Origin of the sequence: Arthrobacter sp. StoSoilB19, from assembly GCF_019977275.1 — a bacterium.
GTDB lineage: Bacteria > Actinomycetota > Actinomycetes > Actinomycetales > Micrococcaceae > Arthrobacter.
Map to the genome: position 1 here is coordinate 546,877 of NZ_AP024650.1, position 12,411 is coordinate 559,287.

The following is a 12,411-nucleotide window of genomic DNA, read 5'->3' on the forward strand; positions in this document are numbered from 1 at the left end:
GCCCCGGACAGCTACACGGCCTCCAGGATGCTGACGTAATTGGCGATGCCCACGCCGCCCATGTTCTGCACGGCTGCCCGGCGCGGAGCCGGGAGCTGCATGTCGCCCGCGGTGCCCGTGAGCTGCATGGCCGCCAGGACGTGCTGGGACACGCCGGTGGCACCCACGGGGTGGCCTTTGGACTTGAGGCCTCCTGAGATATTGATGGGAAGTTTCCCGTCCTTGTAGACCAAGCCTTCCTGGAGCGCCCGGGCGCCCTGACCGGGTTCGGTCAGGCCCATGGCCTCGTACATGAGCAGCTCAGCGATGGTGAAGCAGTCATGGACTTCGGCCAGGTCCAGGTCCTCAATCCCGACGCCGGCCATCGCCAGGGCACGCTGCCAGGACACCCGCGTGGCTTCGAACGCCGTCGGGTCCCTGCGCGCCGCGGGGAAGAAGTCGTTGGCCTGGCCAAAGCCGGCGAGCCGTACCGGTGCCGTGAGGCCTCCGGTTGGCGAAGTGGACAGCACGACGGCGGCGGCACCGTCGGACACGGGGGAACAGTCGGTCCGGCGCAGGGGATCGGCCACCATGGGGTTCTTGTCCGAGACGGTTTGGCAGAACTCCTCGCCGAGGTCCTTGCGGAGCTGGGCGTACGGGTTGTCCACGCCGTTGCGGTGGTTCTTGGCCGCGATGGTACCCAGGACGTCGCCCAGCTTCCCGTCAGCGTCGTAGCGTTTGGCGTAGTGCCTGGCCACTTCCGCGAAGAGTCCGGTGAACCCGGTGGTGGAGGGCCTGCCGGCCATGTCGTAGTCGGCGCCCAGCAGCCCGGCGCCCACCACATCAGCTCCCGCGTGGGTCATCTTTTCGGCGCCGATCACCAGGACCGTTTTGGCGGTTCCGGCGAGCAGTGCCTTGGTGCCTTGCTGGAAGGCCGCCGAGCCCGAGGCGCACGCGTTCTCCACGCGGGTGGACGGGACGTTGGCCAGGTCCGGTGACACCTGCAGCGCCAGGGAGGATGGAAACGCCAGCGGCATCATGCCGGAGTTGAACTGTCCCACGTAGATTTCATCGATCCGGGCCGGCTCAATCCCTGCGCTGCTGATGGCGTCCGTGGCCACCTGGACGATGAGGGATTCCAGGGTGTCGTCGGTGAGCTTCCCGAACCTGCTGTGACCCCAGCCGGTGATCAGGACATCCTTGCCGAACTGCTTTTTGAGGCTCATGCCGAGGCTCCTTCCAAGGTGGTGGCTGGATCGAGGGAGTGGGCGACCTCAAAGCCGGCTTCGGTCATTTCCCGGATGTCCTCCACGGTGACCCCCGGTGCCAGCCTGGTCAGCGTGAGCTGCCGCCCGCCGTCGTCCTTTTTGTGAAGGTCGAAGACGGCGAGGTCGCTGATGATCCGGTCCACGCAGCTGAGCCCGGTCAGCGGCAGCGTGCATTCGCGGACGATTTTGGCGGTGCCGTCCTTGGCGTTGTGTTCGGTGAGGACCACCACGCGCGGTGTTCCTGCCACCAGATCCATGGCACCGCCCATGCCTTTGACCATCTTCCCGGGGATGGTCCAGTTGGCCAGGTCGCCGTTGCCGGAGACCTGCATGGCGCCCAGGATGGCCACCTTGACGTGCCCGCCCCGGATCATGCCGAACGAGGTGGCGGAGTCGAAGATGCTGCCGCCCGGCAGGACCGTGACGGTCTGCTTGCCGGCGTTGATGAGGTCGGCGTCCTCCTCGCCCTCGTACGGGAACGGGCCCATGCCCAGCAGCCCGTTCTCGCTCTGCAGCACCACCCGCACGCCCTCAGGCAGGTTGTTCGCCACCAGCGTGGGGATGCCGATCCCCAGGTTTACGTAGTCGCCGTCGTTCAGTTCCTCGGCCGCAATCGCAGCCATTTCATCCCTGGTCCATCCCATGGGTTTTCTCCTTTGGTCGTCTTGGCTGTAATTCAGTTGGGTATTACCGGCGGCACGAACTCGAACGTCATTCCCAGCAGCCAGGCGAGCAGCAGGACCACCGGCAGGTGGAACAGGAACTGCTGGAACGTGAAGCCCACCAGGTCCCGGGCGCGCAGGCCCAAGACGGCCAGCAGCGGCAGCATGAAGAACGGGTTGATGAGGTTGGGCAGGGCCTCGGCCATGTTGTAGATCTGCACGGTCCAGCCGAGGTTCATGTTCACGTCGGTGGCGGACTGCATGACGTACGGTGCCTCCACCAGCCACTTTCCGCCGCCGGACGGAACGAACATGCCAAGGAGTGCCGTGTAGATGGCGATGATGACCGCGAACGCCCCGTTGCCGCCGATGCTGGTGAAGAAATGGGCCAGATGCTCCGAGACCGAGAGGCCGCCCGCGCCGGTGGCCTTGGTCAGGATGGCCGCCATCGCGGCATAGAGCGGGAACTGGACCAAAATGCCTGCGGTTGCGGGCACGGCCTTGGTCACGGACTGGAGGAATTTGCGCGGGGTTCCGTGCAGCACAAGCCCCAGCATCAGGAAGACCAGCAGGTAGCCGTTCAGTGAACTGACCACGCTGAGGACGGGCAGGGTCAGGAGTTGGGACACCAGCCACCCCAGCGTCAGAACCCCGGCCAGGACGGGGAGGACCCTGCTGTATTCGAGCCACTCGCCGGGGCGCGACTTTTCGGCCGGCGGTTCGGGCTGGTCATCAAGGTCGACGCCGAGGTCTGCCGCGGTTTTGACGGCGCCGCCCGTGGGGGCGGAGAAGTGGGCAATGACGGTGGTCAGCAGCATCAGGATGACCAGGGTCAGCAGGGACTGCCAGGTGAAGATGGTGGTGCCGAAGTCCAGGACGCCGGTGATCTTCAGCAGCGCCGGGGGAATGGAGGCCTTTGTGGCCTGGAGCTGGGCCGCGGAGGAGGACATGCCCAACGCCCAGACGGCGCCCAGCCCCATGAAGGCCGCTGCCCCGAGCGCCCGGTAATCGACGTGCAGATCCGCCCGGCGGGCCACGGCACGCGCCAGGAGGCCGCCGAAGATCAGGCTCAAACCCCAGTTCACGAACGACACCGACATGGACATCACGGCAACGAAGCTGACGGCGGCGCGCGCGGAGTTTGGCACCTGCGCCAGTCGGTCAATCAACCGGGCCACGGGCGGCGAGGTGGCCACCACGTAGCCGGTCAGCACCACCATGGCCATCTGCAAAGTGAAGGCGGTGAGGTCCCAGAAGCCGTTTCCGAAGGAGTCCACCACTGCCTTGGGAGAGGCGCCGATGGCGAGTGCTGCGATGGCCACCAGCAGCACGCCTGCCAGGGCGAAGATGTAAGCGTCCGGGAACCACTTCTGCGTCCATCCGGCCAGCTTTTCAGCCATCAGGGCCAAGCCCTTCTGGCGGACGTCCGGTTGGTCGAGCTGGCTGGTGGCCATGGCGGTGTTTCTCTCCATTGAGTGATGTTCTTCCGTTGTTGGGGTGGCCGGCGTCGGAGGCCGGTCAGGCGGAGACGAGGCCGGCGCGCTGCCGGACGGTCCGCTGCTCGATGTCCTTGACCCGGTCCGACGCCTGCACCAGCCGCTGGACGAAGACGCCGGGGGTCGCAACGTGGTTCGGGTCCAGCCGGCCGGGCTCCACGATCACTTCCGCCTCGGCGATGGTCAGTGTGCCGGCTGTGGCCACTACGGGGTTGAAGTTCCGGGCCGTGTAGCGGTAGATGAGGTTGCCGTCCGTGTCAGCGGTGTGGGCATGGACAAGCGCGACATCGGCCCGGATGGCCCGCTCCTGGACGTACGTTTCGCCGTCGAACACCTCGTGCGGTTTGCCTTCGGCAACCAGGGTGCCCACGCCGGTTTTGGTGTAGAAGGCAGGGATGCCGGCGCCGCCGGCGCGAAGCCGCTCGGCCAGGGTGCCCTGCGGAGTGAATTCCACCTCCAGCCTGCCGGCAAGGTACTGCTCGGCAAACAGCTTGTTCTCGCCGACGTAGGACGCGATGACCTTGCGGACCTGGCCCGCCTCGATCAGGATGCCCAGCCCCTTGCCGTCCACGCCCATGTTGTTGGACACCACGGTGAGGTCCCGGACGCCGGAATCACGCACAGCTTCGATCAGGTCGGCCGGAATGCCGCTCAGGCCAAATCCTCCTACGGCGAGGGTGATGCCGTCCTGCAGGGCCCCTTCCAGGGCGCTGGCGGCGGAAGCCTGGAGTTTCTTCATGTCGTCTCCTCGTTGAGCACGGTGGTGTCCACTAAGTGGATGCCGGGGATCTGAGTCTGGAGACTACGGGCGCATTATTGCGCCTGTCAAGGACCACGGCGTGGCCTATTTACAGTGTGGACAGTACGATGGCGTGTATCCATATTGTGGACATTAGGAGGGTTTATGGCCATGCAGGTGCAGGGCGCGCAGGTGGTAACGCGGATCGCCGGCCTGCTGCGGCTGGTGGGCAGGAGCTCGGAGGGAATGCCCCTGGTGGACCTCGTGCGGGAATCCGGCCTTACCCGTCCCACGGTCCACAGGCTCCTGACGTCCCTGGCCGCGGAAGGCCTGCTGGACCATGATCCCGTGACGGGGAACTGGGTGCTGGGCCCCGAGATCCTCCTGATGGGCTCGGTGGCTTCGGCGCGGTTTCCCCTGGAGGACATCGCCCGGCCCAGCCTCCGCCGGCTGGCGCAGGCCACGGGCGAGAGCGCCTTCTTCTCCATCCGCCGCGGCGCCGGGACGGTCTGCCTGCTGCGTGAGGAAGGCAGCTTCCCGGTCCGCTCCTTCGTCCTGCACGAGGGTGTCCGGTTCCCCCTTGGCGTCGCGTCGGCCGGGACGGCCATCATGGCCTTCCTGCCGGAAAGCGAGCAGGAGGAAATGCTGGGGCGCTGGAGCGAACACGCGGGCGAGTTCGCCGGGAACCATACTCCCGAACTGGTGCGGAAGAACCTGGCCCGCACCCGGCTGGCCGGCTATTCGGTGAACCCCGGCCTGGTCCTGGAGGGAAGCTGGGGGATGGGTGCGGCGGTGTTTGACCGCTCCGGGAAACCGGCTTGGGCATTGTCGTTGACGGGCATCGAACCACGCTTCAAGCCGGAACGGCAGGAGGAACTCGGCGGCCTCCTGATGGCGGAGGCGCACCGGATTACGCAGCAGCTTGGCGTGGGCGGCGACGCCGGGCGGCGGCCCCGCTGAGCCTCCCCGGCTCTGGCCGCGAACGACGACGGCGGGCGGCACCTTCCGGTGCCGCCCGCCGTCGTTCTCCCCGAAGACGTGCTCCCCAAAGGTGGGGAAGTCCGGCGAGGCTGCCTAGAGGCCCACGCGGGGCTCCTCGGGGCCCTGGTCCTTCCACCACGTGTCAAAGATGGTGACCGGCACGGTGCGCTTGTGGCGGGTCCGGAGGTACTTCTGTTCGATGGAATCGGCAACGGCGTCCGGAACCTCGCGGCCTTCGAGGTAGTCGTCGATCTGGTCGTAGCTGAGGCCCAGTTCGTCCTCATCGGTTCGGCCTGGCCGGTCATCGAGCAGGTCGGCGGTGGGTACCTTCTCCCAGACGCGCGCCGGCGCTCCAAGTTCAGCCAGCAGGGCGCGGTTCTGCCGCTTGTTGAGGCCGAACAGGGGCAGGATGTCCGCGCCGCCGTCGCCGTACTTGGTGAAGAAGCCGGTGACGGACTCGGCGCCGTGGTCGGTGCCAACCACCAGGTAGTTGTGCTCGCCCGCCAGCGCATACTGGGCGATCATCCGGGTGCGGGCCTTGGTGTTGCCCTTGTGGAAATCGGAGATCTCCGAGCCCACGGTCTTTTCGAACTCGTCTTCAAAACCGTCCACGGCGGCGGAGATGTTGAACGTCCATTCCGTCTTGGCCTTGATGAAGTCCAGGGCTGCCTGGGCATCTTCCTCGTCGTGCTGCACTCCGTAGGGAAGGCGGACGGCCACGAAATTGGCTTCCACGCCTTCGGCCTCAAGCTCATCCACCGCCAGTTGCGCAAGCTTGCCCGCCAGGGATGAATCCAGGCCACCGGAAATGCCCAGGACAAAGCCCTTGGTGTGGGTTGCCTTCAGGTATTCCTTGAGGAACGTGACGCGTTTGCGTACCTCCCCCGCGGGATCGATCCGGGGCTGAACGCCCATTTCTTCAATGATTTTGGCCTGGAGTTCGCGCATGTTGTCCAGCCTAGCCAGCACTGTCAACAACCCTCAACTGTTCCGGGCGGCCCCTGCGCGGCGTAGCGTAACTGCATGGAGCGGACAGGGTGTGCCGTGGTGGGCGGAGGCCCCGCGGGAATGATGCTGGGACTGCTGCTGGCCCGGGCCGGAGTGCAGGTGACCGTCCTGGAGAAGCACCGCGACTTCCTGCGCGACTTCCGCGGCGACACGGTGCATGCCTCCACCATCCGCCTGATCGACGAACTTGGCCTGGGCGCGGGATTCCGCAGCCTGCCCCAAAGCAGGCTGAACAACGTGGCTGTTCCGGTCCCCGGCGCCGGCCTGGTCACCCTGGCGGCCTTCGACTCTTTGAAGCCCCCGTACAACTACGTGGCCATGATGCCGCAGTGGGACTTCCTGGATTTCCTCGCCTCGGCGGCCGCTGCGGAACCGACGTTCAGCCTGCTTATGGAGAGCGAGGCCACCGGCCTGGAGTTCAACGGCGGCCGCGTCACCGGAGTGCGCTACAGGGCCACGGGCGGGGCCGGGCCGGGGGCGGAACACGTGCTGCATGCAGATGTGGTGGTGGCCGCGGACGGGCGCCATTCAGTGCTGCGGGAGGCGGCGGGAATGCGCACCAGGGAGTACCCGGTGCCGTTCGACACCTGGTGGTTCAGGCTCCCGCGCCACGCTTCCGAGCAGGGCGAAGTGGCGGGTGTGGTGCCGTCGCTGGGTGACGGGGACGCCATGATTGCCCTGAACCGCACCGACTACTACCAGCTGGGGTACCTCGCCCCCAAGGGCTCGGATGCCGGGATCAGGGCCGGCGGCGTGGAACGGTTCCGGCAGCGCGTGGCGGCACTTCGTCCGGATCTCGCCGACCGCGTCGACTCCATTCGCAGCCTGGACGACCTTCACTGGCTGGACGTTAAGCTGAACCGCCTGCAGCGCTGGTACACCGACGGATTCCTGTGCATCGGGGATGCAGCCCACGCGATGTCACCGGCCGGCGGCGTAGGCATCAACCTGGCCATCCAGGATGCAGTGGCGGCCGCCGAACGGTTGGCCCCGGACCTGTGGCGGGGCCACGTGCGGGCCAGGACCCTCGCGGCAATCCAGCGCCGCCGGCGCATGCCTACAGTGGTGGTCCAAACCGTGCAGCGCATCCTGCACAGGGTGGTTTTTGTTCCGCTCTTCGCCGGGAGATTGTCCGGGGCGACCCTGGCCGGCGATGGTGCCCGGACTACGCTCTCCATCACGCGGATGGTCTTCTTCATCCTGCGCCACAACCCCGTGGTCAGGCGTGTCCTGCCGCGCGTCATCGCCTTCGGGCCCCGCCCCGAGCACGCGCCAGGCTTTGCCCGCCCACTCACCGTCCGCCCACCCACTAAACTTGAGCCCATGACTTCGCCCTCTGACACTGCGGTAGACACCGCAGCTGCCCGCGCCCGCCTGCTCGAACTCATCAAGGAACTCGCCGTGGTCCGCGGCAAGGTGATCCTCTCGAGTGGGGCCGAGGCTGACTACTACATCGACCTCCGCCGCATCACCCTTCACCACGAGGCCTCCAAGCTGGTGGGCCAGGTCATGCTCGCCCTGGCGGACGACGCCGGGATCGACTTTGAGTGCGCCGGCGGCCTCACCATGGGTGCTGACCCGGTGGGCACTGCAGTGATGCACGCTGCCGCTGATGCCGGCCGTGCCGTGGATGCTTTCGTGGTCCGCAAGGCCCAGAAGTCCTACGGCATGGGCCGCCAGGTGGAGGGCCCCTCCGTTGAAGGCCGCAAGGTGCTGGTCCTGGAGGACACCTCCACCACGGGCGGTTCCGCGCTGACGGCAGTGGAAGGCGTCCGGAAGGCCGGCGGCAACGTGGTTGCGGTGGCAGTGATCGTGGACCGTGACACCGGTGCCAAGGAAAAAATCGAAGCCGAGACCGGCGTTCCATACCTGTTTGCGTTCAGCAAGGACGAGCTGGGGCTGTCCTAGGTCCTGCTGAGGACCCGGGAAATCGCCTGGGAACAAGTATGCTGGCCGTTGGCCGGGCTGTTGGCGCTGCTTTATGATGTCCTTTAACACTTTTCAGTTGCTTGGAGATCATGCATTTGCTCCCCCCAGAACAGCCTTTGAGCGCAACCGACCAGGTCCAGAACCTCATCCTGGAAAGCGCTGATTTTGAGGACTTCCTCAACGAACTGGCCCGTTTCTCCGCCCACCAGATGGCAGGCGACGGTGACGACGCCCTGTGTGGCATCACCCTGCTCCGTGACCGCAAGGCGGCCACCATCGGGTGGAGCAGCGATTCGGCGCGGGAAGTGGACGAAATCCAGTACTCCTTGTCTCAGGGCCCCTGCCTGACTGCTGCGGAGGAGGAACGCGAAGTCCACGTTCCCGATCTGCTGGAGGAGAACCGGTGGGGTCCCGATTACGCAACGGCCGTTGCCGCCCATGGCCTGCGTTCGGTGCTTTCCCTCCCGTTCACCCTGCAGGGCGAGGCCAAGGCGGCCCTGAACCTCTATTCCGATGTTCCCCGGAAGTTCGAAGGACGGGCCACGGCAAGGGCCCGGGACTTCACCCGTGAAATTTCGCAGGCCCTGCGCCTTGCCGTCCGGTTCTCCCTGCATGCGGACAGCGCGTCGAACCTCCGGGCCACGCTGGAGTCCCGCACCATCATCGACATCGCCGTGGGCATTGTCATGGCCCAGAACCGCTGCAGCCAGGCGGCTGCCGTCGAAATCCTCACCGAGGCATCCAGCAACAGCAACACCAAGCTGCGGGACATCGCCAAGTCCCTGGTGGACTCAGTGGGCGGAGCCGGTGCCCGGACGCACTATGAGGAGCCGGAAAAGGTAATCCGCGCGGCCCGTTCCTAAGGGTTGGGTTGTGCAGGGGCTCCCGCGGAGGTTAGGCTTGCGGAGGTTGAGCCGTCGGCCATAGACCTCTTTTGGAGTACCTATGGACCGAGCATTAGACGCAGTTGTTAATTTTGATGTCCCTGCAGACATCGTCCGGATTGAAGTCCGGGGGAGCCTTGACAGCGGTTCCCGCCCCCACCTGGTCCACATCATCCGCCGTGTCCGGCGAATGGGCATCCGCTGCCATATTTGCGTTGACCTCTCAATGGCGGACCTGGTGGAGTCAACCGCGCTGGCCGGCCTGCGCAGCGACCTGAATGCGCTGGATGCCAACGCGCTGCCGGGAGCCTGTGGTGCAGGCGTTTCCCTGCAGCTGGTACCCGCTGCCCACAATGCTTCCTTGAACCGGCCATCCGGCGAGCAGCCACTTCCCCTGGACGGCGACGTCCGTGAGCTGTTCCCCGGAGGCCGCTTCGCCGGGGAGTATCCACACCTTCCTGTCATGTGGATCGAGGAGTTGTACGGGCCGCCCCTTACGGAATACTCCAACGAGGAGCTCCTTGCGGCCAGTGACGCACTCTTCGCGCTGCTCGACAATCCAAACACCCAGGACAGTGCCGACCTGCTGGGCCGCTACAACGACATCGGCCTGGAGATCCATCGCCGCCGGCAGGAACCCACGTCCCCAATCCCCGCCGCGGAGGGCCAGGCCGCCTGCTGACCCCAGCGTCACCGAACGGTTACCCCCGCCCGTTGCGGCGGTACGTTTGGGTGGGCTTACGGTAGGAGTGTGCCGTATGAGGGGGAGGTAAGTCCGCAGGGCGGGCGCGGGGTTTCCCACGCCCGGCTGCTGGCGGAGGCGGCTGCGCTGAAACGCTTTTCGCGGCGCACGTTCCTGGCGGGTGCAGGGGCGTCCGGGCTGCTGGCTGCCGACATGCTGGTTACCCGCGAGGTCCAGTCGCAGCGCCGGACCACCAGGATCCTCAGCGTTGCGGACGACTTCGCGGACGCCTATTACCCGGATGCCAGCTGGTTCCTGTTCCCGGGGTACAAGACCAGCTGGGAAGAGGCACAATGGATCCTCAACACCCTGCGCGGGGCGCTGAACAAGCGCGCCCGGCTCGCCGCCGTCGGGTATTCCAACCTGGGGCTGAACATCACGGAGGTGGTCAACGCGATCACCGACTACATTGCCGAAGAGAAGATCACCAAGCTCTTCTTCTACGGGCACAGCTTCGGCGGGATGCTGGCCACCCAGGTGGCTGCCCGACTCCTTGCCCTGCAGGGAGTCCAGGTGCAGTTCATCCTCCTGGACTCCAGTCCCTACAGTGCGCACGACGTGCTGGACCAAAGCTGGTTCGACGGCGTGGTGTTCCTTTACGAGCGCGGCGTCAGGTTCCCGTCCACGCTGCGCGGTGGGTATGAGCTGGGTGAACGGATCATCCACAAGGACGAACGGAGCTGGCGGCAGGTCCTGGACCAGACCCTGGAGCAGCTGTCCCCGATCGCACCTTCCAGCGTCCTGATCCAGACCGAGTCCGCGTATATCTACCACTTCGAGGGAAGCCAGTTCGCCGGGAAGCTGGGCACGGCCAAGATGGCCTATATCGGGAACCCCAAGGACAGGACGGTCGACTACGAAACCGCGGCGGAAACCTGGGCCGTGGTCTTCAAGGACAACATGGTCTCAAGCAACCTGCAGACCACCGGCGCGGCACCCGCCCACGCCAGCCCCGGCTGGAATCCGCAGGTCTACCGGCCCCTGGTGACGGAACTGCTGGACGGGTTCTTCCCGCTGCCCCGGGGCGGCTCCCGGGTGAGCATCTTCTAGTCCTAGATCTGGTTCTTCAGGTCCGCCACGGAGTTCAGCACCTGGTTGGGGCGGAACGGATACGCGGCAATGTCATCCTTGTGCGTGATGCCGCTGAGGACCAGGACGGTGTGCAGGCCCGCTTCCATGCCGGCGATGATGTCCGTATCCATCCGGTCACCGATCATGGCGGTGGTCTCGGAGTGTGCATCGATCTGGTTCATCGCGGAGCGGAACATCATGGGATTCGGCTTGCCCACAATGTACGGCTCGCGGCCGGTGGCCTTGGTGATCAGGGCCGCGATGGCACCGGTGGCGGGCATGGGGCCGTCCTTGGAGGGGCCGGTGGCATCCGGGTTGGTGGCGATGAACCGGGCACCTGCAAGGATCAGCCGGATGGCCATGGTGATGGCTTCGAAAGAGTACGTGCGCGTCTCGCCAAGCACCACAAAGTCCGGGTTCTGGTCGGTGAGGATGAAGCCGGCCTCATGCAGCGCCGTCGTGAGCCCCGCCTCACCGATCGTGTAGGCGCGGTTGCCGGACTCTGAGCCCCGCACCTGGTCCTTGAGGAACTGCGCCGTGGCCAGCGCCGAAGTCCAGATGTTTTCCTCCGGAATTTCCAGGCCGGAGGAACGCAGGCGGGCGGCAAGGTCGCGCGGGGTGAAGATGGAGTTGTTGGTCAGCACCAGGAAGCGCTTGGACGTATCCACCCACCGCTGGATCAGTTCCGCGGCGCCGGGGATCGGCTGGTTCTCGTGGACCAGGACGCCGTCCATGTCCGTCAGCCAGCACTCGATCTCCTGGCCGCTGCGGTAAACCGCGGGGTTTGCTGCTACCTGGTCTTCTTCTGCCACGTTTACCTCCACCGGTGATGAATGCTCCAGTGCTCCAGTCTAGTGTTGAGGGGTGAACCAAACGCCCGGCCTGCCAGACGAACCCCGCCACGAGCCCGGGGAGGCCGAGCCCGCAAAGGCGGAGGTCGGCGTCGGGCCCTGGGAAGGCGAACTGCCCGAAGGCGACCACTGGGACCCTGACCTCCTTGCCGACGGGGACCGCCGCAACGTCCTGGACAAGTACCGCTACTGGAAGCACGAAGCGATCGTGGCGGAGCTCGATTCCCGGCGGCACAACTTCCACGTGGCCATCGAGAACTGGCAGCACGACCTGAACATCGGCACGGTGGTGCGCACCGCCAACGCCTTCCTCGCCAAAGAGGTGCACATCATCGGCCGGCGGCGATGGAACCGCCGCGGCGCCATGGTCACCGACCGCTACCAGCACGTCCGCCACCACCCCACGGTCGAGGACTTCGTCCAGTGGGCGCAGGGGGAGGGGCTGGCGATCATCGGCATCGATATCTTCCCGGACTCGGTTCCCCTGGAGACTTACGAGCTGCCGCGCGACTGCGTGCTGGTCTTCGGACAGGAGGGCCCGGGCCTGACCCCCGAAGTCCACCAGGCCGCCGCCGCCACCCTGTCCATCGAGCAGTTCGGCTCCACCCGGTCCATCAACGCCGCCTCGGCAGCCGCCATCGCCATGCACGCCTGGATCCGGCGGCACGTGTTCAACCAGCACGTCTGAGTGTTACTGAGCGGTGACCCGAAACACCCTCGTGGTCCGGGAATGGCTAGGATGGTGCCTAGCCGTAAGCGGTCTACTTGAGGGTCTTCCACCCACAGACGAAACTCAGCAGA

At 66.0% G+C, this 12,411-nt stretch carries 12 protein-coding genes and 1 pseudogene; 7 read left to right on the plus strand and 6 right to left on the minus strand.

What is annotated here, in order from left to right; translation table 11 throughout:
- Positions 1–11 precede the first annotated feature (11 nt).
- The 4 genes from LDO86_RS02645 to LDO86_RS02660 are packed head-to-tail and all read right to left on the minus strand — an operon-like array spanning position 12 to position 4,144.
- Positions 12–1,205: an acetyl-CoA acetyltransferase gene (locus LDO86_RS02645; RefSeq protein ID WP_018771683.1), complete on the minus strand. Its 1,194-nt coding sequence runs from the start codon at positions 1,203–1,205 to the stop codon at positions 12–14.
- Positions 1,202–1,891, minus strand: coding sequence for a CoA transferase subunit B (locus tag LDO86_RS02650; RefSeq protein WP_018771682.1), 690 nt, complete (start codon positions 1,889–1,891; stop codon positions 1,202–1,204). The genes LDO86_RS02645 and LDO86_RS02650 overlap by 4 nt, the downstream gene beginning before the upstream one ends.
- Before the next feature lie 32 nt (positions 1,892–1,923).
- The gene (locus LDO86_RS02655) at positions 1,924–3,381 is read right to left on the minus strand and encodes a TIGR00366 family protein (RefSeq protein WP_224084261.1); all 1,458 of its coding nucleotides are present in this window, start codon (positions 3,379–3,381) and stop codon (positions 1,924–1,926) included.
- 46 nt (positions 3,382–3,427) lie between these two features.
- The gene (locus LDO86_RS02660) at positions 3,428–4,144 is read right to left on the minus strand and encodes a CoA transferase subunit A (RefSeq protein ID WP_018771680.1); all 717 of its coding nucleotides are present in this window, start codon (positions 4,142–4,144) and stop codon (positions 3,428–3,430) included.
- 171 nt (positions 4,145–4,315) lie between these two features.
- On the opposite strand from LDO86_RS02660, the gene LDO86_RS02665 reads away from it, so the two are divergent.
- The gene (locus LDO86_RS02665) at positions 4,316–5,104 is read left to right on the plus strand and encodes an IclR family transcriptional regulator (RefSeq protein WP_144601252.1); all 789 of its coding nucleotides are present in this window, start codon (positions 4,316–4,318) and stop codon (positions 5,102–5,104) included.
- Positions 5,105–5,218: 114 nt separating this feature from the next.
- Here the strand turns inward: LDO86_RS02665 and nadE are convergent, their stop codons facing one another.
- Positions 5,219–6,073: an ammonia-dependent NAD(+) synthetase gene (gene nadE, locus LDO86_RS02670; protein WP_018772237.1), complete on the minus strand. Its 855-nt coding sequence runs from the start codon at positions 6,071–6,073 to the stop codon at positions 5,219–5,221.
- A gap of 123 nt (positions 6,074–6,196) precedes the next feature.
- On the opposite strand from nadE, the pseudogene LDO86_RS02675 reads away from it, so the two are divergent.
- The 5 genes and pseudogenes from LDO86_RS02675 to LDO86_RS02695 all read left to right on the plus strand — a co-directional run.
- Positions 6,197–7,360 (plus strand): annotated as a pseudogene (locus LDO86_RS02675) (FAD-dependent oxidoreductase); the annotation flags it as partial.
- A 96-nt stretch (positions 7,361–7,456) separates the two neighbouring features.
- Positions 7,457–8,041: an orotate phosphoribosyltransferase gene (gene pyrE, locus LDO86_RS02680; RefSeq protein WP_196804802.1), complete on the plus strand. Its 585-nt coding sequence runs from the start codon at positions 7,457–7,459 to the stop codon at positions 8,039–8,041.
- 110 nt (positions 8,042–8,151) lie between these two features.
- On the plus strand, positions 8,152–8,925 hold the full coding sequence (locus LDO86_RS02685) for a GAF and ANTAR domain-containing protein (RefSeq protein ID WP_043425743.1): 774 nt from the start codon (positions 8,152–8,154) through the stop codon (positions 8,923–8,925).
- A gap of 82 nt (positions 8,926–9,007) precedes the next feature.
- Positions 9,008–9,628, plus strand: a complete 621-nt coding sequence (locus tag LDO86_RS02690) for a hypothetical protein (protein ID WP_026266219.1) — start codon at positions 9,008–9,010, stop codon at positions 9,626–9,628.
- Positions 9,629–9,697: 69 nt separating this feature from the next.
- The gene (locus LDO86_RS02695) at positions 9,698–10,738 is read left to right on the plus strand and encodes a thioesterase domain-containing protein (RefSeq protein WP_018772232.1); all 1,041 of its coding nucleotides are present in this window, start codon (positions 9,698–9,700) and stop codon (positions 10,736–10,738) included.
- A gap of 2 nt (positions 10,739–10,740) precedes the next feature.
- Here the strand turns inward: LDO86_RS02695 and LDO86_RS02700 are convergent, their stop codons facing one another.
- Positions 10,741–11,571, minus strand: a complete 831-nt coding sequence (locus tag LDO86_RS02700) for an HAD-IIA family hydrolase (protein WP_026266218.1) — start codon at positions 11,569–11,571, stop codon at positions 10,741–10,743.
- Between the two features lie 52 nt (positions 11,572–11,623).
- Between LDO86_RS02700 and LDO86_RS02705 the strand changes: the two genes are divergently transcribed.
- A complete protein-coding gene (locus tag LDO86_RS02705) occupies positions 11,624–12,298 on the plus strand; it encodes a TrmH family RNA methyltransferase (RefSeq protein ID WP_018772230.1) in 675 nt (224 codons plus the stop codon).
- Positions 12,299–12,411: the final 113 nt, after the last annotated feature.